The following is a 24,082-nucleotide window of genomic DNA, read 5'->3' as shown; positions in this document are numbered from 1 at the left end:
CAGTGCCCAGTAACTCACTACTGGGCACTGGGCACTTTGCACTGGGCACTGCTCTTACGCGAAGCGCTTGATCGCGTACGTCGCGCGGGTGCGCACCGTCGACAGCAGGGCGGCGCCGGCGCTGCCGACCATCACCCCCACCGTGGCCATCGCGCTCCAGCCGCCCAGCGCGGCGGCCGCCAGCGTGTACATCCCGAAGATCACCATCCCGGTGGCGATGATCACGCGCGTCTTGCGCTGGTCTTCGGCGTCGGCGTGGATCTGCTCCAGCATCTCTATCTCCCGGCCCCAGTGGGCCATCGATCGAAGTCTCTTGACGGACGAGGAATTCGCCCGGGCGGGCGGGTGTCCTCACCGCCTCCGCGTCCAACCGTACGGAAGGAGCAGCAGGAGAGTTTCAGGAGATGGAGATGCTCGTCAGAACGGGCCCCCGGCGACGCGTTCGGGAGAGCGGAGATCGTCCACACCCGGCGCGTCAGATGCAGCCGGGGTAGCAGGTGAACTCGTTGAGATAGCTGTGGATCTCGCAGACGCACTGGTCGTCTTCCGAGACGGACTCACACCCCAGGTCCTCCCAGGTGTGCGGGCAGAAGCAGTACGTATACGACTGGTCGTTCCCGCGCACGGTCCCCTGCGCGGCCACCTCGGGGCCTTCGGTGGCGAACTCCTCCACCTTCAGCGCGTCGACGTCCAGCTTCAGCTTGCGCATCTTCACTCCTTGTGTGGGCTTGGAAACGCAGCGACCCGCTGCGGGGACCTGAAAGGTGCGCAAGCTCCGCCTAGGACGCAATAGTTTTAAGATTACATGTCCGATAAGGAGATTACAGATGGCTCAACGGCCGCAGAGTCAGCAGAGAACCGCAGCTGCACCCTCTGCTGACTCTGCTAACTCTGCGTGAGACAAAGCTTTTCGATGTTCGGCTCAATGCCGGAAGTTGACCAGCAGCACCTCGGCGCTGCCGTCGGCGCGGAGCTCCTCGCAAGTGCTGTAGTTGGCGTCGAGCCAGGGGGCCACGCCGTCGATGGTCTCGTTCTCACGCCCGCCTGCCTGGTGCGCCAGCCAGCGCGCCGCCTCGGCGTCGTCGGCGCGCACCACGAAGCCGAACGCGCGCTCGCGGTGCGGCGACCACGGGTCCTTCCCCTCCACGCACCACCAGAGCGTATCGTGCCGCGGAGCCAGTCTCCAGAACTTCATCGCGCGTTCGCCTCTCTGCGTCGCCGTCAGCCATCCACCTCGCGGGCGGGGGATTGTATCGCCCGCGCGCGCCCGGCGGGAGGGCGAGCGGTTGCGTCCGCCGCCGCGAGGTGGTATCTGCTGAATCGAACCTCATCCACCGTGCCACGCCCGGAGACGTGATGAAGCGCGTCCGACCGTTCGCCCTGGTCCTGCTGGCGCTGGCCGCCTGCTCGGGGCGCCAGTACACCGTGCAGGACTACTTCGCCCTCCTCCCCGACGTGGTGCGCTTCGCCGACGCGGACGCGCGCCAGAACTCCGGCGGCGCGCGGCCGCAGGGGCCGCTGTGGATCGACGCCAACTCGTTCGCCGGCGGCGCGTGGCAGCTGGCGGAGCAGAAGCTGAACCGCGACACGGTGATGGCGCGCATCGGCCTGCCGCAGGCGCAGAAGATCTCGAAGCCGCAGGACGTGATCATGCTGCAGGACACCGGCACGGTCGCGGCCACGCCCGAGGCGGTGGCGGGCTTCAGCGGCGGCCGCTGGATCCGCGCCTACGGGGTGATGCTGCACCTGAACCTGGTGAAGGCCGACAACGAGGAGATCGCCGTGACCGTCACCAGCTACGCCACCGACCGGCGCAGCTGGCCCACGGGAATCTGCCGGCGGGTGCAGCGGCTGACGTACCGCAAGGATGCCGCGGGTGCGTGGAAGCGCACGAAGAACCAGCTGCGGAAGGGATGCGACGACCCGGACTGACGGACTGCGGCGGCCTGCGGATCTACCCGGGCGTGGCGGGCGGCTCCGGTGGCCGCCCGCCTTCGTCGTCTCCGCCATCGCCATCACTCCCGGCCGACGGATCGCCGTCCGCTTCCGCTCCAGTCTCGCCGCCCGGCATCTCCCCGTGTGACGCTTCCCCGTCCGCTGCGAGGACGGAATCGCGCATCTCCACGACCGCATCCCCTTCCGCCCCGGCGGCCGCGCCGGCTTCGTTCTCCGCCCCGGGACGCGGAGATCCGCCGTCTCCCCTGATCGCCGATTCCTCCGTCGTCTGCGTGGCAGCGGGCGCGACGAAGCCCTCGGCCTGCAGGAGCTGCTCGATCTCGGCGCTCACGTCGTCGTCGTCGTCCGCGTCGAGGCGCACCCGCGGCGCGGGTCCGCGGCGCACGGGCTCCTCGAGCCGCGCCTCGGCGAGCCCGCCCCGCCGCCGGCGCCGGCGGAGCGAGGTGGCGAGCTCGGCCACCTGCGAGGCCACCGCCGGCTCGGGCGTGGCCAGCGTGGTGGCCAGCCGCACCGCCTGCTCCACGTGCGCCCAGTCGCGGAAGAGCGCCGAGGCGCGCGCCAGCTCCAGCAGCGCCCGGCCGTGCTTCTCCTCCTCGCCGAAGCGGCGGTTGATGATGGCCCACGCGTCGAGCCACGCCTCCTGGTACAGCCGCTGGTTGCCGTCGCCGGCGGCGGCGCGGGCCAGGAGGGCCAGCGTGAGTGCGCGCTCCACCGGCTCCACGCGCGCGGGAAGGAGCCGCTGCAGCATAGGGATGGCGCGCACGTAGTTCTCGCGCCGCACCCAGAGGTAGGCCACATCGTGCACCAGCTCGGGGAGCCGCGGGTTGCCGCGCCCGAACGCGCGGATGGCGGCGCGCGCGTAGCGCTCGCCCTCCTCCAGCGCGCCCGTCTCCATCGCCAGCCGCAGCATCCCGTGCAGCGCGGCGCCGCGGGTCAGCACCAGCCCGTGCCGGCGCGCCGCGCGCAGCCCCTGCACGTAGAAGCGGTGCGCCTGCGCCGGCTGGGCGCGGCGCGCGTACAGCGCCCCCATCTCCACGTACGCGGCCGCGTACACCCCCCACTCGCGCCCGCGCCGCGCCAGCCCGATGGCCCGCCGCAGCCACGTTTCCGCGCGCGCGCTCCGCCGCCAGCGCAGCGCCAGGCTTCCCGCGAACAGGGCGGGATTGGAATCGAGCGGCGTGGCCAGCGCCGCGGCCTGCGCGTACGCCATGGCCGTCCCCCACAGCCCCCGCCCCTCGGCCCAGCGCGAGATCTGGATGCAGACCAGGGAGACGATCTCGGGGCTGGCGGCGCCGGGCGCGCCCACCAGCGCGGCCAGCGTGGTCAGCGACACCTCCAGCGCCGGCTCGGCGCCCGCCGACAGCAGGTCGCTCAGCCGCCGGTGCGCCGCGTCGTGCGTGAACAGCTCCTCGCGGTTCTCGTCGGGAATCTCCGACCACAGCGTCACGTCGCGCACCGACTGCCAGAGGATCACCCCCACCGGCGTGGGGATCTCGGCCAGCACCTGCACCGCCTCGAGCAGCTCGTCGGGCTCGTGCTGCAGCGCGGGGGGCACGCACCAGCGGCGGGAAGCGTTACGGCGCGAGGCACGCGCCCGGGGGGCTGCTTTGCGTTCGAGGGCTGCTTCCATTTTCTCCTCCGTCTCACGGCGCGGCGGGCCCGCGCATTGACCGTGTGGTGGGGCTCCGGGCGCTCCTCTTGACGCGCACCGGTTGGGTGTCCTAAGCTGTTATCGAGCCCCCACAACAAGTGGACAAAGTGGACAGAGCTACAGTATAGCTCTCCACCAGCCCCGCGTCAATGGTGTCGAACAGCGCGGCCACCTCTGTCGCAGTTCTCCGGCAGGCGCTGCGCGACGCGCTCGCCGACGCGTCGCTCCGGCACGTTTCGCGACAGGTGGGGATGAGCCCGACGGGGCTGCTGAAGTTCCTGGAGGGCGGCCAGCCGCTGAGCGGCCCGCGGCGCCGGGTGGAGCGCTGGTACGTGCTGCACGGCCCCGGCCGGCTGCAGCGCGGGGTGACGGGCGACAGCGCGCTGGCGGTGCTGCGCGTGCTGGTGCAGGACCTTTCGCCCACGCGCCACCGCGCGATGCTCGAGGGGCTGGTGCGCAGCCTGGAAGACGCCTACCGCACCGCGCGCCTCCCGCCGCCCGCCTGGCTGGGCGAGGTGAGGATGGAGATCGGCGGCGACTCGTAGCCCCGGCCGGATCGAGATCACAGGATTCCCGACAGTTTCACGTCACTGACCCACCACGACCGGCGCGCCTTTCCCGTCGCCGCCGGCCTGATTCGCACTCCATGAACATGCGGAAATCGGTTCTTATCCCCCTCGCCGCCCTGCTGCTCGCGGGGTGCGGCAAGGGCGGCGGCGAGGTGGTGATCGGCATCGCCGGGCCGCTGAACAAGCCCAACGGCCGCTCGATGAAGCTGGCCGCGCAGATGGCCGCCGACGAGATCAACCGCCAGGGCGGCATCGACGGCCGGCAGGTGCGCCTGGAGTTCGGCGACGACGACGCCGATCCCGCGAAGGCCATCGAGGTGGCCCGCGCGCTGCGCGAGAACGCAGCGGTCGTGGCCGTCGTCGGCCACGTCAACTCGGCGGCCAGCCTGAAGGCGGCCAGCATCTACAACGCGGTGAACAACGACAGCGTGGGCGGGTCGCCCGTGCTGCAGATCTCCCCCGCGTCGAGCAGCCCGCAGCTGACCAACGCGGGCGACTGGACCTTCCGCATCTGCCCCACCGACCTGGAGTTCAGCCCGGCGCTGGCGCGGTGGGCGGTGCGGCTGGGGCGGCGCAAGGCGGCGGTGCTGTACGCCAACGACGACTACGGGCAGGGGGTGATGACCACCTTCGCCGACGCGTTCGGGCGCGACGGCGGCGCGGTGGTGTCGCGCGATCCCTATCTCCCCGCGGTGTACGAGTCGCCGGGCGCGCTGGACCCGTACCTCCAGCGCGCGCTGCAGCGCGGCGCCGACGCGCTGGTGATCGGCGGGCAGGCGCCCGAGGGGCTGAAGATCATCGCGGCGGCGCGGCGGCTGGGCTTCACCGGGCCGATCCTGGGGTCCGACGGGCTGACGGGGGTGAAGGACGGGGGGCCGGTGGCGGAGGGCGTGTTCGTGAGCTCGGCCTTCCTTCCCGACCGGCCGGCGGACAAGGCGCAGCAGTTCGTGAACGCCTACCGCCAGCGCTACCGCGAGATGCCGGACCACCGCGGGGCGATGACCTACGACGTGATCTACCTGCTGAAGGACGCCATCGAGCACTCGGGCGCGGGGCGGCAGGAGCTCCGCGACTACGTGGCGGGGATCGGGAGCAGCCACCCCGAGTTCGCGGGCGTCTCGGGCACCATCAAGTTCGACCGCAACGGCGACGTGGTGGGGAAGGAGGTGGCCGTCGGCGTGGTCCGCAACGGCCAGCTCGTCACCGCGCGGTAGGTTCGGCACAAGACCGATCACCGTCGCCGAGACGGAGATACGAAGAGGGCCGGCATCGTCGCGATGCCGGCCCTCTTCGTGTTGTGCGATCGATGGAGGCGGGTCGATCCTGGTGCGATCGGCGAGCGTTTGCGCGGCCCCGGCTGGCCCCCTCCCCCGGCCCCTCCCCCGCTTCGCAGGAGAGGGGAGAACTGCACGATGGTGCGATTCCGGAGTTCAGCCCGCGCAGCGGGCTTCCCAATGTTCCAGCCGCGGGTTTACCCGCCCGTCCCCGATACCGGCCCGCCCCGGATTGCCGATCCGCGTCAATGCCCGCACCCGCAGTCCCCACCACACCCGCTGTCACCTCCCTTGGGCGTTCGGGCGGCGGAGACGGTGCGCCAGGCGCGGCGGCCGATGAAGAACGCGGCGGCGAGGACGATCGCGCCGGCGATCAGCGTCTGCAGGAGTTGGGAATCCATCATCACCTCATTTGCGCCGGCTGTGTACCATGGCCGGCGATAGATCCTTCGGCCGCTCGAGTTCGGCCCAGTCGCTGGTTCGATGCGGCGGCCTCAGGATGACGTCTTCCTGGGATCGTCCAACGGTCAATCACCCCAGGCCCAGCAGCAGGCCGCCGCGGTAGACGATGAAGGCGGCCGTGTACGCCAGCGCCAGCATGTACGCGAACTGGAACGCGGCCCACTTCATCCCCGTCTTCCCGCCGCCCGTCTCGCGGACGACGACGGCGATGGTGCTCATGCACATCAGCGCGAAGACGTAGAACACCATCAGCCCGGTGGCGATCAGCGGCGTGTAGGCGAGCCTGCCGGTGCGCGGGTCGCGCTCGCGCTGCAGCTTCTCGCGCAGCGCGCCGCTGGTCTCGTCGCTCGACGAGCCGACGCCGTAGATGGTGCCCATGGTGGAGACGAACACCTCGCGCGCCGCGAAGCTGCTCACGATCCCCACCCCGATCTTCCAGTCGTACCCCAGCGGCCGCACGGCGGGCTCGATCACCTTGCCGATCCGCCCCAGCGCACTGCTGGCCAGCTGCTGCTCCTGCGCCGCCGCCTCGCCCAGCCCCGCCTGCGGGTGCGACTTGGGATAGGTCGCCAGGGCCCAGAGCACGATCGAGAGCGCCAGGATCACCGTCCCCGCGCGGCGCACGAACATCGACGCGCGGTGGCCGACCGACATCGCCAGCGAGCGCGGGCGGGGGAGGCGGTAGGGCGGCAGCTCCATGATCAGCGGCCGCGCGCGCCCCTTCAGCAGCGTCTTCTTGAACACCGCCGCCATCCCCAGCGCGGTCAGCGTGCCCAGCAGGTACATCGCCAGCAGCATCACGCCGCGCAGGTTGAAGATCCCCGCGACGGCGACGGGCGGGATGAAGGCGCCGATCAGCAGCGTGTAGACGGGGATGCGCGCCGAGCAGCTCATCAGCGGCAGCACCAGGATCGTCGCCAAGCGGTCCTTGGGATTCTCGATCGTGCGCGTCGACATCACCCCCGGCACCGCGCAGGCGTAGCCGGAAAGGAGGGGGATGAAGGAGCGCCCGTGCAGCCCCACGCTCCTCATGAAGCGGTCCATGATGAAGGCCGCGCGGGCCATGTACCCGCTGTCTTCCAGGATGCCGATGAAGAGGAAGAGGATGGTGATCTGCGGGAGGAAGACGAGCACCGAGCCCACCCCCGCGATCACGCCGTCGACCACGAGCGAGCGCAGGTCGCCCTCCGGCAGGAGCGCGCCGACCGTGCCGCCCAGGCCGTTGAACAGCCCCTCGACCAGGCCGATCAGCGGCTCGGCCCAGGAGAAGATGGACTGGAAGACCAGCGCCATCAGCAGCACGAAGATCACCGGCCCCCACACGCGGTGGAGCACGACGGTATCCACGCGGTCGGTGAGCGACTTCTTCCCCGTCGCCGTGCGCGTCGTCGTCCGCTCGACCACGCCGGCGATCCAGCCGTAGCGCGCCTCCGCCTCCAGCGAGCGCGGGGAGAGCCCCGCGGCCTCGGCCTCCGCGCGCGCGCGCCCGACCGCCTCCGCCAGCCCGGCGACGTGCGCCAGGTGCGGACCGATGGTGGTGACCGCGAGGAGCCGCAGCGCCTCCATCCCCGCCGCCGACGGGTTCAACCCGCCGGCGACGAGGCATTCCTCCAGCGGCCGCAGCGCGCTCGCCGCCTCCGCCGGCAGCTCGAAGCGCCGCTCGTGGAGGGGGAGATCCGTCGCCTGCGACACCGCCTGCTTCAGCAGCTCGATCCCCTCCCCCTTCGTCGCGACAGTGGCGACGACGGGGGCGCCCAGCTCCAGCGTGAGCTCCACGGGGTCGATGCGGACGCCCGCGGCCAGCGCGGCGTCGACCTGGTTGAGCGCGACGACGGTGGGGAGGCCCAGCTCCAGCACCTGGCTGGCCAGGAAGAGGTTGCGCTCCAGGTTCTGCGCGTCGGCGACGACCACCACCACGTCGGGGAGGATGACGCCCTCGGCGCGCCCCTGGAGGACGGCGAGCGCGATCTCCTCGTCGGGGGAGTTGGCGGAGAGCGAGTAGGTGCCGGGAAGGTCCAGCACGGCCACGGGGCGGCCGTCGGCGTCGCGGTACCGGCCCTCGACGCGCTCCACGGTCACCCCGGAATAGTTGCCCACGCGCTGCCGCATGCCGGTCAGCGCGTTGAAGAGCGTGCTCTTGCCGGTGTTGGGGTTGCCGACCAGGGCCACATGCAGCAAACCCCCGCCGCGCGCAGTGGCGGGCGAGGGTGCGCGAGTGGCCGGCGGCGTGCCGGCCTCGATCAGGTCCATCTACTCCACCGTGATGTGCTCCGCCTCGGCGCGGCGCAGGGTCAGCATGAAGCCGCGGACGCGCACTTCCATCGGGTCTCCCAGCGGCGCGCGGCGAATCATCTCCACCGTCGTCCCGCGGATCAGTCCCAGGTCCATCAGCCGGCGCACGGCGTCGGCGTCGCCGGCGATCTCCGTCACCTTCCCCCGCTCGCCCGGATCCAGCTCCGACAGGGGCCGCTCCAAGGCGTCAGGCCCCGAGGGGGAGAACGTGGATGGCGTCGGCCAGCTTGCGGCCCAGCGCCAGCCGGGCGCCCTTCACCTCCAGCAGCATCCCGTTGCGCGAGTCCAGCACGCGCACGCAGGTGCCCTCGAACAGCCCCATCCCGCGGAGGCGGTGCGCCTCGTGGTCCTCGCACTCCATCCGCAGCACCGCGGCCTGGCACCCGCTCGCGCAGGCAGCCAGCGGGCACCCGGCGCAGCGCTCGGGCGCGGCGGGTGCCTTCTTGCGGGTGAAGATGCGCTTCAGCATCGGTCCGGGCGTCGAGGATCGGCGGTGAAGATGAGAATCGGTTTCAACCGATGGAGAATGATACCGATTCGCACGCGTGCACGCAAGCGGAACGTGCCCGCCGATGTCACGTCTCCGCCTGTAGATACTCGACACCCGTCCCCGCCGCTCCCCTTCCTCCATCCTCCGGGAAAACCGAAGGGCCTCACGCGGAGCCGCGGAGGCGCGGAGGAGCCGGCCCCAGGGTTCTCCGCGTCTCCGCGGCTCCGCGTGAGAACAAGGATCGCCGGAGATGCGCAAACCCTTGCCCGTCAACGGTGTACATGGCTAACGTACCGTACACCCGAACGCGGCTTGGCGTTGGCTCAAGCGTGAGCTCCGCAGGTGCTGCAAGGGTTGATCGTGGCACCTTCCTCCTTCGCGAATCCCCGCAGCTCCGATGCGTCAGGCGCGCAGACTTTCTTGCTCGCCGTGAGGCGCAGCTGCGTTTCGTGGAAGAGATGGGGACAGCTCCCTTTGTGGATCATGTAATCCCGTGGGCCGCGCTGATTCAGGTAGAAAGCATCGGGATGCGCAGTCATCCACTCCCGAAACTCCTCCTGCGCGCGCGGGCTGTACTCCTGGTAGAAGATGGTGATGGCCATGGTGGTCCTCCGCGTCGTGTGAGCCGTATCTCTCAACCGCCTGAACTTTGATCCATAGCGGCACCGGCACAACGCCCCTGCGCCTCACGGGATCGCAGCTCGCGCAGCATTTCCGCTTTCGCTGCGAGCGGAAGCTGCGCTGGGAGATTGCGCCCGCGGCCGACGTGCCGCCGCGCCATCCCCGCCCGGGGATGGGGCTGCTCGCGTCCGCCGGGAAGGCGTTCGAGCGGCGCAAGGTGTCCGCGCTCGTCCGCCGCTTCGGCGCGGACGCGCTGCGCGTGGGCGGCTTCACGCCGCGCGGCGACGCACGGGCGCTGGAGTTCGGCGAGGTGCTGGAGATCCTGTGCGATCCCGGCCCGGTGCAGTTCCTCGTGCAGCCCAAGCTGGAGATCCCCGACCCCGAGGCGTTCGCGGCGCGCTTCGGCATCGACCCGGCGCTGGCGCTGGACTTCGCGCCCGGGCAGCCGGACCTGGTGCGCATCGGGCGCTGGCCCGACGGGCGGCTGCGCCTGGGGGTGATCGACGTGAAGTGGAGCCGCGAGCGCGCGGTGCACCACTTCGCGCAGGTGGCGTTCTACACGATCCTGCTGGAGGAGATCGTCCGCGCCACCGGCCTGGACGCGCGCGTGGACACGCGCTGGGGATGGGTGTGGAACCGCGGCGCGCGGGGGCCGCGGCGCTTCGCGCTGGCCGCCTATCGCCACCACGTGGAGCGCTTCCTCCGCGAGGACCTGCCGCGCATCGCCGCCATGGAGCCGAAGGACGCGGCGTGGCACCTGTCCCCCGTCTGCGCGGGATGCCCCTTCTTCCAGCATTGCCGCGCCGAGGCCGACGCGGGCGACGACCTGTCGCGCGTCCCCGGCATCACCCCGGTCGCCCGCCAGGTGCTGCACGGTCGCGGCATCCGCACCGTCAAGCAGCTCAATCTCCAGGGGATCAAATCCGATACGTACACCGGCTCGTATGCGCTGGAAAACGGCGAGAGCGCGCTGAAGAAGCGGGCGCAGGCGCTCTCCTACCGCAAGCTGGTGGAGCAGGAGAAGCAGACGCACCTGCTGGGCGACGGCGAGCGCGTGCGCGTGGTCCTCTCCGCGGAGTACGATCCGGCGAGCGGGACGGTGTTCGCGCTCGGCTTCCGCGCGGAGCGCTCCGGCGCCAGGCCGCAGGCGCACGTCATCCTCTCGCGCGAGGGGAGCACGCGCGGCGAGCGGGAGATGCTGCGCGACTTCCTCGCCCGCCTCCGCGACGCGGCCATGGCGATGCTGCGCGCGGGCGGCCCCAACGGCGCGCGCGGCGAGAAGCCGCTGCACGTGTTCGTCTACGACCGCCAGGAGCTGGAGCTGCTGCGCGGCGTGCTCCATCGCCACCTCTCCGACCCCGACGCGCAGCCGGGGATCGCCGCGCTCGCGGGGTTCGTCTTCCCCGCCGCCGCGGGTGCGTCCGCCGGGCTGCGCGCCGCCTCCGCCGCGCCGGGGACGGTGGTGGTCGACGCCGTCTCGGAGCTGTTCGCGCTCCCCGTACCTTACGCGCTCGACCTGGCCGCCGTCTCCGCCGCGCTGCGGCCGGCGGAGCGCGCGCACGCCTGGCATCCGCGCGCGGACTACGGCTGGCCGCTCAGCTCGCAGGTGGCCTTCGAGCGCATCCACAACGCCTGGCGCGGCCGCCCGCACCGCAACGAGCGGGGGGAGGAGACGGCGGACGAGGTGCGGGCGGAGATCGAGCGCACGGTGATGTCGAAGCTCGACGCGGTGGACTCCGTCGTCCGCGGCGTGCGCGAGCAGGCGTCGCGCGCGCGCGCGCCGCGGCTCAGGATGGAGGGCGGCGGCCCCGCGCCCGTCGTCTCCGCCGAGCCGATCCGCGATCCCGTGCTGGAGACGCTGCGCATCTTCACCGAGCTGGAGGCGGCGGCCGAGGCGCTGGCCATCCGCACGCTGCACACGCTCCCCTCGCGCGACCGGGCGAAGCGCTTCGAGTGCATCACCGGGCTGGAGCCGGTGGAGCGCATCTCCGACCGCGAGTGGGTGTTCGAGTTCGATCCCGAGTGCCGCGAAGCGAAGTTCCGCCCCGGCGAGTTCGCCCTCGTCCTGACCAACGACAACGGCGAGATGCTGGCGGAGACGGACCGCAAGCCGTGGCTGCGCCGCAAGCTGATGGTGGAGCTGGCCGCGTACGATCTCGCGCACGAGCGGCCGCGGGTGACGCTCGTCTCCGACTACGGATTCGCGCGGCTGCAGGCGGAAGGGCTGCTGAAGTTCGACCGGCGCTGCGTGCTGGACCGCGCCGAGGCCGACTTCAACACCCGTCGCGTCGTGGCCACCCTGCGCCACCTGGCCGACGGCCGCGGCGAGGCGCGCTTCGTCCGCGGGCTGCTGGATGGGACCATCTCACCCGACTGGCTCATCTCCCCGCTGGACGCGGACGCTGGCTGGGCGGAGACGGTCGCGCGCGTCCCGCGCCCCGTGCTGAACGCGGAGCAGGCGGAGGCGTGGCGCGCCGCCTTCGAGCGCGCGCTGACGGTGATCTGGGGCCCGCCGGGAACGGGGAAGACGTACCTGCTCGCGTGGACGCTGCTGGGCCTCGCCGCGTCCGCGAGGGCCGCCGGCAAGCCGCTGCGCATCCTCGTCACCGCCGCCACGCACCGGGCGATCGCCAACGTGCTCGTCCGCGTCGCGCGCGAGCTGGAGGCGGCGGGGATCGCATCTCCCCTGCGGCTGGTGAAGCTGGAGGGGCGGGGAAGCGAGGCCGACCGCGAGGCGAAGGACGCCGGCGTGGAGCTGGCCAGCGACGAGCGGCTGGCGGGGATCCTGGAGGAGTCGGACGCCACCGGCCTCCCCGTCGTCGTCGGCTCCACCGTCTGGTCGCTGTGGAAGCGAATGCGCGCCGCTTCCCTGGAGCCGGGAGAAGATGAGGTCGCGGAAGACGTCCCCATCACCCCCATGTTCGACGTGGTGGTGATCGACGAGGCGAGCCAGATGAAGGTGGCCGACTCGCTGATCGCGCTCTCGTCCATCCGCCGCGGCGGCCGCGTGATCCTGTGCGGCGACGACCGCCAGCTCGCGCCCGTGGTCCGCGGCAGCTACGACGACGGGGAGACGCTGTTCGGCTCGGCGTTCGCCCACTTCGCCGGGCGCTTCGGGCGGCTGGCGCTGCGCGAGAGCCGGCGGATGAACCGCGCGCTGGTGGGCTATCCGCGCCGCACCTTCTATCCCGGCCTGGTGTCGATGGTCCCCGAGCGGCGCGTCCTCGTCTCGCCCGAGGGCGTCGACCTCTCCGACCCGGCGGACGCGCTGCTCTGGGACCTCGTCTTCGCTCCCGAGGACTCCGTCGTCCTGGTCACCTACGCGGACTTCCGCGGCACCGCGCGCAACCCGTTCGAGGCGCGGCTGGCGGCGCGCATCGCCACGCTGGCACGCGCGGGGCTGCGCGATCCGGCCACCGGTGGCGCGTACGAGCCGGATGCGTTCCGCCAGCAGGCGCTGGCCATCCTCTCGCCGCACCGCGCGCAGAACAGCGCCATCCTGCACGAGCTGGCCACGATGGGGTGGGCGTACGGCGAGCTCCCCGTGGTGGACACGGTGGAGCGGATGCAGGGGAACGAGCGGGAGATGGTGGTCGTCTCCTACGCCGTCGCCGACCGCGAGTATGCCGAGCGCGAGGCGGAATTCCTCCTCGACCCGAACCGCTTCAACGTCTCCATCACCCGCCCGCGGGCCAAGCTGGTGGTGCTGATGAGCGACGAGGTGCTGCGCGCCCTCCCGCGCGACGAACGGGTGATGACCGAGTCGATGGCGATCAAGGGCTACCTGCGCCAGCCGTGGCGCAAGGTGCGCGAGATCGACCTTCCCGCCCCGGACGGCACGGCGGTTCGCGCCAGAATCCATACGCGGTGATCGCGGGTGGTCCCCTTCGTGCAGGCGCTGCCAGCCGCACGAGACTGCCGTGCGCACCGCAGCGGGGCCACGGCACCCACATCCCGTGACCCGAGGAGTATCCGGATGCGCAAGATCAAGCTCGAGCTCGACAGCCTGACGGTGGCGTCGTTCGAGACCGCCCCCGCCGAGCGCGGCCAGGGCACCGTGCTGGCCAACGAGCCCACCCGCGGCACCAACGACGGCTGCCAGACCCCCATCGACGGGTGCGCCACCGGCTTCTGCGCCCCGACGCAGACCTGCTGAGCCGGCAGATCGTCGAGGACAGGCCCGGCGGATCGCGCTTCGATCCGCATCTCACTCCACCACTCCCACTCCGGAGACGCCGCCATGCGCAAGATCCAGCTCGACCTCGAGACGCTGTCCGTCGAGTCGTTCGAGACCGCCGCCGCCGAGAAGGCCCAGGGCACCGTCCTGGCCCACGTGCGGCCGACGTTCAACGGGTGCGGCTCGGAGATCGACCGCTGCCCGAGCGCGCGCGGCTGCACCGTGATCGGCTGCGTGTAAGCCCGCGGCGCGAGGCCGTCCCTCCCCGATGACGCAGCGGCCCGGCGCGGACCTCTCCACGCCGGGCCGTTCGTGCATCGAATCCCATCTCCCGAAGCCGAAATGACGCGGACGCCGGAGCTCCGCCACCTGCGCTACTTCGTGGCCGTGGCGGAGGAGCTGCACTTCGGCCGCGCGGCGGAGCGGCTGGGGATCCAGCAGCCGCCGCTGACGCAGCAGATCCAGCGGCTCGAGGCGATGGTGGGCGCGCCGCTCCTGGTCCGCCGCCCGCGCGTGCAGCTGACCGAGGCGGGGCGCGTGCTGCTGGCCCACGCGCGCCGCCTGATCGCGCAGGCGGAGCGCGGCGCGGAAGAGACGCGCCGTGCCGCGCGGGGCGAGGCGGGCGTGCTGAGCGTGGGATTCGCGGCGTCGACGCTCCCCACGCTGCTGGCGGGCGCCATCCGCGCATTCCGCCACGGCACGCCCGACGTGGAGCTGCGCCTGCGCGAGCTCCCCTCGGCCGCGCAGCCCGCCGCCCTGCGCGACGGGGTGATCGACGTCGGCGTGGCGCGCGAGCCGCCGCCGGAGGAGGAGATCGCGTGCGAGGTGCTGCTGCACGAGGAGCTGGTGGCCGTGCTCTGGCCCGGGCACCCGCTGGCCGGGCGCGACGAGATCCCGCTGGCGGCGCTCGCGGCCGAGCCGTTCGTGCACTTCCACCGCGCGGTGGCGCCGGGGCTGCACGACCGTGTGACCGCGCTCTGCCGCGAGGCGGGGTTCGCGCCGGCCATCGTGCAGGAGGCGCACGAGTGGCTCACCATCGTCGGCCTGGTGGAGGCGGGGCTGGGGGTGACGCTGGCGCCCGCGTCGTTCCGGCGCCTGCGCTGGGGCGGCGTGGCCTACGCCGCGCTCTCCGCGCCGGCGGACCGCACCACGGTCGTCGCGCTCTGCCACCGCGCCGGCGACCTCCCGCCCGCCGCCGGGCGCTTCGCCGCCGTCCTCCGCGATGTCTCGAAAATCCAGACAGAAAGTCTCACGCAGAGTTAGTAGAGTCAGCAGAGAACTGCAGTTCAACTGCTTACCCTGCTGACTCTGCGTGAGACCTGTCTGTTCAGATTACCAGATCTCCACGCGGACGCTGTCGGGGCGCACCATGGGGTCGCCGGGCCTGCAGCCGAACGCGCGTGCGAACTCGGGGAGGTTCGAGAGCGGCCCGACCACGCGCCAGCGCATGGGCGCGTGCGGATCCGTGCGCGCGGCGGTGCGCAGCTGCGCGTCGCGGGCGTTCTCGCGCCAGTTCTGCGCCCAGGAGATGAAGAAGCGCTGCTCCGGTGTCAGCCCGTCGATCGGCGTGCGCGGCTTCCCCCGCAACGCCCGCTGCAGCGCGTAGTACGACAGCGTCACCCCGCCCAGGTCGGCGATGTTCTCGCCCAGCGTCAGCCGCCCGTTCACGTGCACCGTGTCGACGGCCACGTAGCCGTCGTACTGCGCCACCATCCGGTCCGCGCGCGCCCTGAACCGCGCCGCGTCGTCCGCCGTCCACCAGTCGCGGCGGTTCCCCCCTGCGTCGTACTGCCGACCCTCGTCGTCGAACCCGTGCGAGATCTCGTGGCCGATGGTGCTCCCCAGCGCGCCGTAGTTCACCGCGTCGTCGGCCTCGGGGTCGAAGAACGGCGGCTGGAACTTGGCCGCGGGATAGGTGAGCATGTTGCGGCTGGCGTCATACACGCCGCTCACGCGCTGCGGCACCGTGCCCCACTGCGAGGCGTCCGTCGGCTTCCCGATCTTCGCCCACTCGCGCGCGTTGTCGAACGCCGCCACCGCGCGGAGGTGGTCGACGAACGATCCGCCGCCCGCCAGCCGCAGCGGCGCGTAGTCGGGGATGGTGTCCGGGTACCCGAGGCGGGCCCGCAGCGCGTCGGCCTTGCGCAGCGCCTCGGCGCGGGTGGCGGGGCTCATCCACGCCAGCCCGGCGATGCGGTCGCGCAGCACGGCCTTGAGGTTTGCGATCATCTCCTCCGCCCGCGCCCGCGCCGCCGGCGTGAACACCCGCTCGCCGTACAGCCGCCCCAGCGCCGGCCCCAGCGCCCCGCTGGCGATGTTCACGCACCGCCGCCAGCGCGCCTGCCGCTGCGTGGCGCCCGAGAAGCGCGAGTAGAAGCGGAAGCTCGCGTCCGCCAGCGGCGTGCTGAGGACGCCCGCCGCGTCGTTCAGCACGTGCCAGCGCAGGAACGCCGACCACTGCTCCATCGGCGCCTCGGCCAGCAGCCGGTCGACCGTGCGCATGAACTCCGGCTGCGACACGTTCAGCTCCGTGGCGGCGGGGGCGCCGAGCGCACGGAGATACGCCGGCCAGTCCAGGTGCGGCGTCAGCGCGGCCAGCTCGGCCAGCGTCAGCTTGTGGTAGATGGCGTCGGGATCGCGCATCTGCACGCGCGTCATCGACGACCGCGCGAGCGCCGTCTCCATCTCCAGCACCCGCGCGGCATCCGCCTCCGCCGCGGGTTCGGACGAGCCGGCCAGCACCAGCATCCGCGCGACGTGGCGCCGGTAGTCGTCGCGCAGCGCGCGCGAGGCGGAGTCGCCACGCGTGTAGTCTTCGGGGCTGGAAAGGCTGAGCCCGCCCTGCCACACCACGCCGATGGTGCGCGTGGCGTCGCGGTCGTCGGGGCTGGGGAAGAGCTGGAAGGGGACGCCGCCGCCCATCTCCCGGCTCAGCCGCGCGAGCTCCGCCGGCAGCGCGGCGCGGTCCCGCAGCGCCGCCAGCCGCGCCAGCTCGCCCGCGACCGGCGACACCCCGTCCGCCTCCGCGCGAGCGGAATCCATGCACGACGCGTAGAAGGCGCCCAGCTTCCCCTCCAGCGACGCGGGCGCGGAGCGGGCGCGCGCCGTCGCCTCCTCCAGGATCGCGTGCAGCGTGGCCGTCGTGCGGTCGCCCACCTCGTTGTAGCTGCTCCACGACGAGCGGTCCGCGGGGATGGGGTTGCGCGCCAGCCACCCGCCGTTCGCATAGCGGTAGAACTCCTCGCACGGCTTGCACGAAGGATCCATGTTCGCGGGATCGATCCCCCTCCCCGCCGCGCTCGCCGAGCCGGCCGCGGGCGGAGCGGGCTCGGTACCGGACGGGACGGCCGCGGCCGCGCACCCGGCCAGGGCCAAGCAGCCGAGGAAGATGCGGAGATTGCTGCGGAAGATGCTCATCGGGTGGGCTCCATCGACCAGCGGAAGGTGGATCGACCAAGGTAATGCCAGGACCTTAGCACGGAGATGCAGATACGTCCAATCCCAATCTCCGTATCTCACGATATGAATTCGATATGAGATGACGAGCGGTTCATGGTGCGGGTCGACTCGCTGCCCAGCCGCGAAGCCATTCGCCCGTCACCAGTTTGTCGCGGGCGGCCGCGGACGGGTTGCGCCAGCCGCGGAATCCCCGGCAAGGTTGAGCACCCGCCGCAGATCCCGCTTCCCCGGAGGCCCCCTTCATGCGCGCCGCACCGACCCTCCGCCGGCTCCCGCTGGTCCTCATCGCCGCGCTCGCGGCCGCGTGCCACGACGCGCCCACCGACCCGCTCGCCAGGGGATCGGGCACCGGCGCCGACCGCCTCCTCTCCGACGCCGAGCTGGCCACGCCGACCGATCCCTCCGCGGCGCCGTCGGACGCGGCGTGGGTGTCGTGGGTGAAGTCGCACCGCGAGCCGATCCGCTCGCTCACCTCCACCCGCTTCGACGACCTGCGCTTCCTGGAGCCGCTGCTGCAGGGCAAGCGCATCGTGCAGCTGGGCGAGAGCGGCCACGGCGTGCGCGAGTTCGACCAGGCCAAGGTGCGCCTGATCCGCTACCTGCACGAGGAGCTGGGCTACGACGTCATCGCCTTCGAGAGCGGGCTGTACGACTGCTGGTCGGCGAACCGGCAGGTGGCGACGCTCACCGCGACCAACCTGATGCGGCACTGCATCTTCGGCGTCTGGCACACGGCGGAGGTGCTCCCCCTCTTCCAGTACATCAAGGAGACGCAGTCCACCGCGCACCCGCTGACCCTCGCCGGCTTCGACATCCAGGCGTCGACGGTCAGCGAGAACGCCGGCGCGCCCGCGTTCCTCGAGTCGGTGATCGGCAGGCTGGATCCGGACTACGCCGCGCGCATCCGCCAGCTCGACGCGATGTTCGTCGCCGGCCGCACCACCTTCGCCCAGTCCGACGCGGGGCTGCAGGCCGTGGCGACGTACGACTCGCTGACCGCGTGGTTCGACGCGCACGCGCAGGCGCTCTCCGCCGCCTTCGCCGCCGACCCGCAGCCCGCGCGCGTGGCGCGGCAGCTGGCCTTCTCGCGCGCCCGCTACCTGCGCCACCTGCGCGCGCAGACCAGCGAGGAGCTCACCAGCTACCGCGATCCCGGGATGGCCGACAACCTGGACGCGCTGCTCACGTCGATCCATCCGGGGAAGAAGGTCATCGTCTGGGCGCACAACTACCACATCCAGGCCGACCGCGGCCACAGCTACGAGAACGGCGACCCGTCCACCGGCATCGCCACGATGGGCACCTGGGTGGCGCAGCGGCACGCGAGCGAGCTGTACACGGTGGGATTGTTCATGTACCGCGGCACCGCGGCCGACAACGCGCGCCGCGTCTACCAGGTGAGCGCGCCGTCGCCGAACAGCCTGGAGGCCACCTTCTATCCCGTGCGGCTGAAGCACTTCTTCGTCGACCTCTCGCAGGCCGGCGCCGGCAGCGGCACGGAGTGGATCCGCCGGGTGACCATCTCGAAGGACTGGGGCGTCACCCCGCTCCTGCAGGTGATCGGCGACCAGTACCATGGCATCCTCTTCATCGACACCACCGCCCCGCCGGATTACATCTGATCTGATACAGGGAAAGACTTGATCTCACGCAGAGTCAGCAGGGTCAGCAGTGAGAACGAGCTGCAGTTCTCCGCTGACCCTGCTGACTCTGCGTGAGACCTGCTGTTCAGGATTGATCGAGCGGCGACGAGACACGTGGTCCGCTCTCGACACCGCCCGCGGGCGCGGGTAGTTTCCCGGCTCGCCGACCGACGACCCGAGAGCTTCCGAGAGCCGCCCGATGCAATCGCTGAAGTCCGCCGACCCCGAGATCCACCGGCTGCTGGTGGCCGAGGCCGACCGCCAGGAAAGCCAGCTGGAGATGATCGCCAGCGAGAACTTCGCCTCGCGCGCGGTGATCGAAGCCATGGGCTCGGTGCTGACCAACAAGTACGCCGAGGGGCTCCCGGGAAAGCGCTACTACGGCGGGTGCGAGGTGGTGGACGAGGTGGAGCGGCTGGCGCAGCAGCGGCTGCTCGAGCTCTTCGGCGCCGACCACTGCAACGTGCAGCCGCACTCCGGCGCGCAGGCCAACATGGCCGCCTACTTCGCGCTGCTGGAGCCGGGCGACACCATCCTGGGGATGAACCTGTCCGAGGGCGGGCACCTCACTCACGGCTCGCCCGTGAACTTCTCCGGGCGCCTCTTCAACGTGGTGGCCTACGGCGTCCGGCCGGACGACCACCGCATCGACTACGGCGCGCTGCGCGACCAGGCGGTGCAGGTGAAGCCGAAGGCGATCATCGCCGGCGCCAGCGCCTATCCCCGCATCATCGACTTCGAGGTGTTCGCCGAGATCGCGCGAGAGAGCGGGGCGAAGCTGATCGTCGACATGGCGCACTTCGCCGGGCTGGTGGCCACCGGGCACCATCCATCGCCCGTGCCCCACGCCGACATCGTCACCTCCACCACGCACAAGACGCTGCGCGGGCCGCGCGGCGGGCTGGTGATGGCGCGCGAGGAGCACGGCAAGGCGGTGGACAAGCAGGTGTTCCCCGGGATCCAGGGCGGGCCGCTGATGCACGTGATCGCCGCCAAGGCGGTGGCGTTCGGCGAGGCGCTGCGGCCCGACTTCAAGGACTACTCCGGGCGGGTGATCGCGAACGCGAAGGCGCTGGCGGAAGGGTTGATGGAGCGCGGCTTCGACCTCGTCTCCGGCGGCACCGACAACCACCTGATGCTCGTCGACCTGCGCAACAAGGGGGTGACGGGGAAGGTGGCGGAGAAGGCGCTCGACCGCGCGGGGATCACCGTCAACAAGAACACGGTGCCCGGCGAGACCGAGAGCCCGTTCGTGACCTCGGGGATCCGCATCGGCACCCCCGCGCTCACCACGCGCGGGCTGGGCGAGACGGAGATGCGCGCCATCGCCGCGCTGATCGAGCGGGTGATCGCGAAGCCCGACGACGAGCAGGTCGCCGCCGAGGTGCGCGGCGAGGTGCGGGAGATGTGCGCGCGCTTCCCGCTCTACGGCGAGTGGGCGCGCGCCTGAGGAGAAAGGCGATGCCCGTGCGCGAGCCCTGGTTCGAGGGCGAGACCAACGAAGAGCGCCAGGCGCGCCGCGAGGCGTACGAGCGCCTCGCCGGCGCCGCCGGCCGCCTGGGGCTGCCGCTGGAGCGCCTGGCGGCGATGCTGCGCCAGCTCTACGCCAACGAGGCCGAGACACGCCGCTTCCTCGCGGAGATCTACCACGTCCCCGACCACTCGCTCGACGACCTCCTGCGGCTGCGCATGAAGGATCTCGAGCGCGGGGAGAAGGACGACCCGCCGCGCGGGATGTGATCGCGATCCCCGGAATTCCGCTGGGTGTCTTGCTCTCATTTTGTCTCACGCAGAGTCAGCAGGGTCAGCAGAGGAACTGCAGTTCTTCCGCCGACTCTGCTGACTCTGCGTGAGACCTCTTTGTATATTCCTGATCGCGAACCCCGCGGCCGGTGCGGTGTACGCAGGCGGTTCCGGACGGACCGCGTTTGCAGGACTCGAAATCTCCCATGAAGAAAGCCTACATCGAGACGTACGGATGCCAGATGAACATCAGCGACAGCGAGCTGATGGCCGGCATCCTGGCGGAGCAGGGGTACGTGGCCACCGACACCCCCGACGACGCCGACGTCATCCTGGTGAACACCTGCGCCATCCGCGACCACGCCGAGCAGCGCGTGATCGGCCGCGTGGGGCAGCTGCAGCAGTTCCGCCGCGGCGGCGCCGTCGTCGGCGTCACCGGGTGCATGGCGCAGCGCATGGGCGAGTCGCTCCTCGGCCGCGCCGGCGGCGTGGACCTGGTGATGGGTCCCGACGCCTACCGCCAGCTCCCGGGTAAGCTCGCCGAGCTCCGACCCTCAGCGGCGAAGCAGGCGCGCGCGCTGCCGACGATCGGCGGCGGGGCGCGCGGGCTGACGGTGCTGGGCTTCGACCCGTTCGAGAACTACGAGGGGGTGTCGGCGCGCCGCACCTCGTCCGTATCCGCCTGGGTGCCGATCCAGCGCGGGTGCAACTACCGCTGCACCTACTGCATCGTCCCTTACGTGCGCGGCGACGAGAAGAACCGCGACCCGCGGGCGATCCTGGCCGAGGTGCGCCAGCTCGCCGCCGAGGGCGTGCCCGAGGTCACCCTGCTGGGGCAGACGGTGAACAGCTACGAGCACGGCGACTGGACCTTCCCCCGGCTGCTGCGCGAGGTGGCGCGGGTGGACGGCATCCGCCGCGTGCGCTTCACCAGCCCGCACCCCAACGACTTCACCCGCGAGCTGGTGGAGGTGATGACGGCGGAGCCCACCGTCTGCAAGCAGCTCCATCTCCCGGTGCAGTCGGGCCACGACCGCACGCTCAAGCGGATGCTGCGGCGCTACACCGTGGCCGAGTACCTGGAGAAGATCGAGTGGGTGCGCGAGGCCATGCCCGGCATCGCCCTCTCCACCGACGTGATCGTGGCCTTCCCCGGCGAGACGGAGGAGGAGTACCAGGCCACGCTCGAGCTGATGCGCACCGTGCGCTACGACGACGCGTTCATGTACCGCTACTCGGAGCGCGACGGCACGCCGGCCACCCGCCTCCCGCGCGACCAGTTCGTCCCCGAGGCGGTGGGGCAGGCGCGGCTGGAGCGGCTGATCGAGCTGCACCGGCAGATCCAGGCCGAGATCTACCAGGCCGAGGTGGGCCGCGTGGAGGAGGTGCTGGTGGAGAAGGAGGGCCGGCGCGGCGGCGTGCAGGGGCGCACCGAGAGCAACAAGGTGGTGAACTTCGACGGCCCCGCGTCGCTGATCGGCACCTTCGCCGAGGTGCGGCTGACGTCCACCACCGGCGCCACCTTCGCCGGCGAGCTGGTGTCCGCGCCGGAGCCGGCGGAGCTGGCCGCGTGAGGGTGCCCGGCTGGCCGGCGATCGCCGCCGGCGGGGTGCTGGCCGGCCTCTTCGCGTTCGCCAACCGCTTCGAGCGGGTCAGTGTGAGCCTGGGCTTCGTGCAGCTGTACGCCGTCCCGCTTTCCATCTTCTTCTTCGCCGCCTTCCTGCTGGGGATGGCGGCGATGCTGCTTCTGTCCCTCCCGCAGGACCGCCGCACCCGCGAGCTGCTGCGCGCGCACGGGCTCCTGGATGCGCCCGCGCCCGCCGCCCCGAACCGGCCATCCGCGCCGCCGCCCGCGGATCCCCTCGTCCCCCGCCCCGACCCGCGCGACGCCGTCGATTCCTGACGGACAAGGGTCCCACCATCCGGGACGCGGCTCTCGCCTCGCATCGCATCAGCATCTTTAAGACAATCCAGATGGAGCCCGGGAATATTTCCGTGGGCCGTTCTCCCCACAGCTCCAGCCGTTTGTCCGGGACGGATCCCACCGCGCCGTCCGGTGGTTTTTGAGACTTTTCGCGATCTCCAGAAAACGCGCCTCAAGCCTCTTGATGGCGCCGCAAGGCCACTTACCTTGCGCTCAAGAGACACTGATCCGGACGTAATTCATCGCCAATCTCGATTGCACGGACCGGCTGCGGGAGCGTACGGGGACGGGTGAGTCGCCCGCCTCCGAGGAGAGTCCAAGATCCCACCAACGGAGGCCGCGATGAAGAAGCTGCGACTGGACCTGGACGCGATCCGCGTGGACACCTTCACCACCACGCGCGCGGAGGGGGAGCGGGGCACCGTGAAGGGACACGTGTGCTGCTGTTGCTGCTGCCCCTGCTGCTGCACGGGCGGCAACTCGTGCGGCGGCACCTGCGACACCTGCCTGACGGGGTGCGGCACCTGCCAGACCTGCGCCACGGCGTGCGGCACCTGCGAGAGCTGCGGCACCTGCCCCGGCCAGTGGTCGTGCGACTTCAGCTGCTACGGCAGCTGCGACCGCACCTGCGATTACTGCCCCTCGAACTACCAGATCATCTGCGAGGAGTACCCGGTGTACTGAGCGCGTTCGCGGGGGCGGGCGGCACCGGTGCGCCGCCCGCCCCGCGCGCTGAATGGAGCACGAAATCGGACCTGTTTTGCGGCACCCGGCGAGCCGCTCCCCCGCACTCGGGCGGACCCCCGCCCCGCGGCCGCCGGACGATCACTTCTGGACCAGGGAGGGCGCGATGAAAAAGGTGAAGCTCGACCTCGACGCGATCTCGGTGGACACCTTCGAGATCACCCACGCGCCGGGCGGACGGGGGACGGTCCGCGGCCACCTGTGCTGCGTGTGCTGCTGCGATCCGTGCTGCTGCACCTGCTGCAACACCTGCCAGGCCACCTGTCCGGCCAGCTGCTACACCTGCCCCGAAAGCTGCTGGGGCACGTGCTTCGACCCGACCTGCCAGGGCCGCAGCTGCGACTACTGCGTCACGGACCTGTGCGGGACGTACCTCTACGCCGCGGGCGAGGCCGGCGGCGACGCGGCCATGATGGCGCTCCCCTGCTACTGAGCGCGTCCACGGCGGCCGCGCCAGCGGCCGGAAACCGAACGGCGGCGGGTCCGACCGGGGCCCGCCGCCGGGCCGTCGACGAGTCGAGGGCACGGGTGGAAGCAGACGGAGGGGACGAGGCTTGCGCGCCCCGTCCCCTCCGTTTATCGTTCCCGCCCTCCGTCCACTTGGAGCCCCGGCGTTTCTCCGCGGCTACGGCACCGTCGTCGTGCTCTGCAGGATGAAGGCGGCGCCCGCGGTGCCGCCGTTGGGCACCGTCACCGTGCGCGTGGCGGTCTGCCCCGCGGCCAGGGCGAAGCCGATCGGCACGCGCACCGACACCTGGTACGTCCCCGAGGCGACCGGCGAGAAGGTGTAGACGCCGGAGCCGTTCGTCACCGTGGAATCCTGCCCGATCAGGATCACGGAGATCCCGCCGCGGCCGGTGCCGTCGGCGGTCACCAGCCCCTGGATCGTTCCGGTGCCGCCGGAGGTGCCGCCGTTGAGGCCCACGTCCGAGCCGGTGAAGGCGCTGGCCCCGTCGCACGCGGCGGCCGCGAGCGCCGTCAGCGCCACGGCGATCCCGATCTTCAAGCGCAGCAGCATCTCGCACCTCCGGTTCATCGCCCCGCCGGCCCGACCCCGACGGGCCGTCCCAGTTCGTT

At 71.6% G+C, this 24,082-nt stretch carries 25 protein-coding genes; 14 read left to right on the top strand and 11 right to left on the bottom strand.

Features of this window, described 5'->3' with window-relative positions; genetic code table 11:
- Window positions 1-54 precede the first annotated feature (54 nt).
- The 3 genes from VF092_11695 to VF092_11685 all read right to left on the bottom strand — a co-directional run bounded on the left by VF092_11695 (window position 55) and on the right by VF092_11685 (window position 1,195).
- Window positions 55-273: a hypothetical protein gene (locus VF092_11695; GenBank protein HEX6747945.1), complete on the bottom strand. Its 219-nt coding sequence runs from the start codon at window positions 271-273 to the stop codon at window positions 55-57.
- A gap of 202 nt (window positions 274-475) precedes the next feature.
- Window positions 476-709, bottom strand: a complete 234-nt coding sequence (locus tag VF092_11690) for a hypothetical protein (protein ID HEX6747944.1) — start codon at window positions 707-709, stop codon at window positions 476-478.
- Between the two features lie 213 nt (window positions 710-922).
- Entirely contained in the window at window positions 923-1,195 is a 273-nt protein-coding gene (locus tag VF092_11685) for a hypothetical protein (protein HEX6747943.1), read from the bottom strand.
- A gap of 161 nt (window positions 1,196-1,356) precedes the next feature.
- On the opposite strand from VF092_11685, the gene VF092_11680 reads away from it, so the two are divergent.
- Window positions 1,357-1,932, top strand: coding sequence for a hypothetical protein (locus tag VF092_11680; protein ID HEX6747942.1), 576 nt, complete (start codon window positions 1,357-1,359; stop codon window positions 1,930-1,932).
- Window positions 1,933-1,954: 22 nt separating this feature from the next.
- Here the strand turns inward: VF092_11680 and VF092_11675 are convergent, their stop codons facing one another.
- Window positions 1,955-3,511, bottom strand: coding sequence for a hypothetical protein (locus VF092_11675; GenBank protein ID HEX6747941.1), 1,557 nt, complete (start codon window positions 3,509-3,511; stop codon window positions 1,955-1,957).
- 245 nt (window positions 3,512-3,756) lie between these two features.
- Here VF092_11675 and VF092_11670 point away from each other — a divergent pair, with 245 nt between their 5' ends.
- On the top strand, window positions 3,757-4,152 hold the full coding sequence (locus tag VF092_11670; GenBank protein ID HEX6747940.1) for a hypothetical protein: 396 nt from the start codon (window positions 3,757-3,759) through the stop codon (window positions 4,150-4,152).
- 107 nt (window positions 4,153-4,259) lie between these two features.
- On the top strand, window positions 4,260-5,390 hold the full coding sequence (locus tag VF092_11665) for an ABC transporter substrate-binding protein (GenBank protein ID HEX6747939.1): 1,131 nt from the start codon (window positions 4,260-4,262) through the stop codon (window positions 5,388-5,390).
- Window positions 5,391-5,695: 305 nt separating this feature from the next.
- Here VF092_11665 and VF092_11660 read toward each other — a convergent pair whose 3' ends face one another.
- The 5 genes from VF092_11660 to VF092_11640 form a co-directional block, all read right to left on the bottom strand.
- Window positions 5,696-5,851: a FeoB-associated Cys-rich membrane protein gene (locus VF092_11660; protein HEX6747938.1), complete on the bottom strand. Its 156-nt coding sequence runs from the start codon at window positions 5,849-5,851 to the stop codon at window positions 5,696-5,698.
- Between the two features lie 130 nt (window positions 5,852-5,981).
- Window positions 5,982-8,162: a ferrous iron transport protein B gene (gene feoB / locus VF092_11655; GenBank protein ID HEX6747937.1), complete on the bottom strand. Its 2,181-nt coding sequence runs from the start codon at window positions 8,160-8,162 to the stop codon at window positions 5,982-5,984.
- Window positions 8,163-8,387 carry a FeoA family protein gene (locus VF092_11650; protein ID HEX6747936.1) on the bottom strand — a complete coding sequence of 75 codons (225 nt, stop codon included), beginning with the start codon at window positions 8,385-8,387 and terminating at the stop codon, window positions 8,163-8,165.
- A gap of 4 nt (window positions 8,388-8,391) precedes the next feature.
- A complete protein-coding gene (locus tag VF092_11645) occupies window positions 8,392-8,673 on the bottom strand; it encodes a FeoA family protein (GenBank protein ID HEX6747935.1) in 282 nt (93 codons plus the stop codon).
- 344 nt (window positions 8,674-9,017) lie between these two features.
- Complete coding sequence (locus tag VF092_11640) at window positions 9,018-9,296, bottom strand: hypothetical protein (GenBank protein HEX6747934.1); 279 nt, start codon at window positions 9,294-9,296, stop codon at window positions 9,018-9,020.
- A gap of 47 nt (window positions 9,297-9,343) precedes the next feature.
- Here VF092_11640 and VF092_11635 point away from each other — a divergent pair, with 47 nt between their 5' ends.
- The 4 genes from VF092_11635 (at window position 9,344) to VF092_11620 (ending at window position 14,755) form a co-directional block, all read left to right on the top strand.
- A complete protein-coding gene (locus VF092_11635; GenBank protein ID HEX6747933.1) occupies window positions 9,344-13,186 on the top strand; it encodes an AAA domain-containing protein in 3,843 nt (1,280 codons plus the stop codon).
- Window positions 13,187-13,291: 105 nt separating this feature from the next.
- Window positions 13,292-13,471 (top strand): hypothetical protein, encoded by a 180-nt coding sequence (locus tag VF092_11630; protein ID HEX6747932.1) that lies wholly within the window; start codon window positions 13,292-13,294, stop codon window positions 13,469-13,471.
- An 84-nt stretch (window positions 13,472-13,555) separates the two neighbouring features.
- A complete protein-coding gene (locus VF092_11625) occupies window positions 13,556-13,732 on the top strand; it encodes a hypothetical protein (GenBank protein ID HEX6747931.1) in 177 nt (58 codons plus the stop codon).
- A gap of 102 nt (window positions 13,733-13,834) precedes the next feature.
- Window positions 13,835-14,755: a LysR substrate-binding domain-containing protein gene (locus tag VF092_11620; GenBank protein HEX6747930.1), complete on the top strand. Its 921-nt coding sequence runs from the start codon at window positions 13,835-13,837 to the stop codon at window positions 14,753-14,755.
- 69 nt (window positions 14,756-14,824) lie between these two features.
- Here VF092_11620 and VF092_11615 read toward each other — a convergent pair whose 3' ends face one another.
- Window positions 14,825-16,909, bottom strand: a complete 2,085-nt coding sequence (locus VF092_11615) for a M13 family metallopeptidase (GenBank protein ID HEX6747929.1) — start codon at window positions 16,907-16,909, stop codon at window positions 14,825-14,827.
- A 284-nt stretch (window positions 16,910-17,193) separates the two neighbouring features.
- Between VF092_11615 and VF092_11610 the strand changes: the two genes are divergently transcribed.
- The 7 genes from VF092_11610 (at window position 17,194) to VF092_11580 (ending at window position 23,438) form a co-directional block, all read left to right on the top strand.
- On the top strand, window positions 17,194-18,573 hold the full coding sequence (locus VF092_11610) for an erythromycin esterase family protein (GenBank protein ID HEX6747928.1): 1,380 nt from the start codon (window positions 17,194-17,196) through the stop codon (window positions 18,571-18,573).
- 220 nt (window positions 18,574-18,793) lie between these two features.
- Window positions 18,794-20,044, top strand: coding sequence for a serine hydroxymethyltransferase (gene glyA, locus VF092_11605; GenBank protein ID HEX6747927.1), 1,251 nt, complete (start codon window positions 18,794-18,796; stop codon window positions 20,042-20,044).
- A gap of 11 nt (window positions 20,045-20,055) precedes the next feature.
- Window positions 20,056-20,334 carry a hypothetical protein gene (locus tag VF092_11600; protein HEX6747926.1) on the top strand — a complete coding sequence of 93 codons (279 nt, stop codon included), beginning with the start codon at window positions 20,056-20,058 and terminating at the stop codon, window positions 20,332-20,334.
- A gap of 209 nt (window positions 20,335-20,543) precedes the next feature.
- Window positions 20,544-21,911 carry a tRNA (N6-isopentenyl adenosine(37)-C2)-methylthiotransferase MiaB gene (gene miaB, locus VF092_11595; protein ID HEX6747925.1) on the top strand — a complete coding sequence of 456 codons (1,368 nt, stop codon included), beginning with the start codon at window positions 20,544-20,546 and terminating at the stop codon, window positions 21,909-21,911.
- Window positions 21,908-22,240, top strand: a complete 333-nt coding sequence (locus VF092_11590) for a hypothetical protein (GenBank protein HEX6747924.1) — start codon at window positions 21,908-21,910, stop codon at window positions 22,238-22,240. Before miaB ends, VF092_11590 begins: the two co-directional genes overlap by 4 nt.
- A gap of 363 nt (window positions 22,241-22,603) precedes the next feature.
- Window positions 22,604-22,945, top strand: a complete 342-nt coding sequence (locus VF092_11585; GenBank protein ID HEX6747923.1) for a hypothetical protein — start codon at window positions 22,604-22,606, stop codon at window positions 22,943-22,945.
- Between the two features lie 166 nt (window positions 22,946-23,111).
- Window positions 23,112-23,438: a hypothetical protein gene (locus tag VF092_11580; protein HEX6747922.1), complete on the top strand. Its 327-nt coding sequence runs from the start codon at window positions 23,112-23,114 to the stop codon at window positions 23,436-23,438.
- Between the two features lie 192 nt (window positions 23,439-23,630).
- Here VF092_11580 and VF092_11575 read toward each other — a convergent pair whose 3' ends face one another.
- On the bottom strand, window positions 23,631-24,023 hold the full coding sequence (locus VF092_11575) for a hypothetical protein (protein HEX6747921.1): 393 nt from the start codon (window positions 24,021-24,023) through the stop codon (window positions 23,631-23,633).
- Between the last annotated feature and the right edge of the window lie 59 nt (window positions 24,024-24,082).

Source organism: Longimicrobium sp. (assembly GCA_036377595.1).
GTDB lineage: Bacteria > Gemmatimonadota > Gemmatimonadetes > Longimicrobiales > Longimicrobiaceae > Longimicrobium.
Note: the sequence above shows the minus strand (reverse complement) of the source record. Positions and strands in the feature narration are given on the sequence as shown.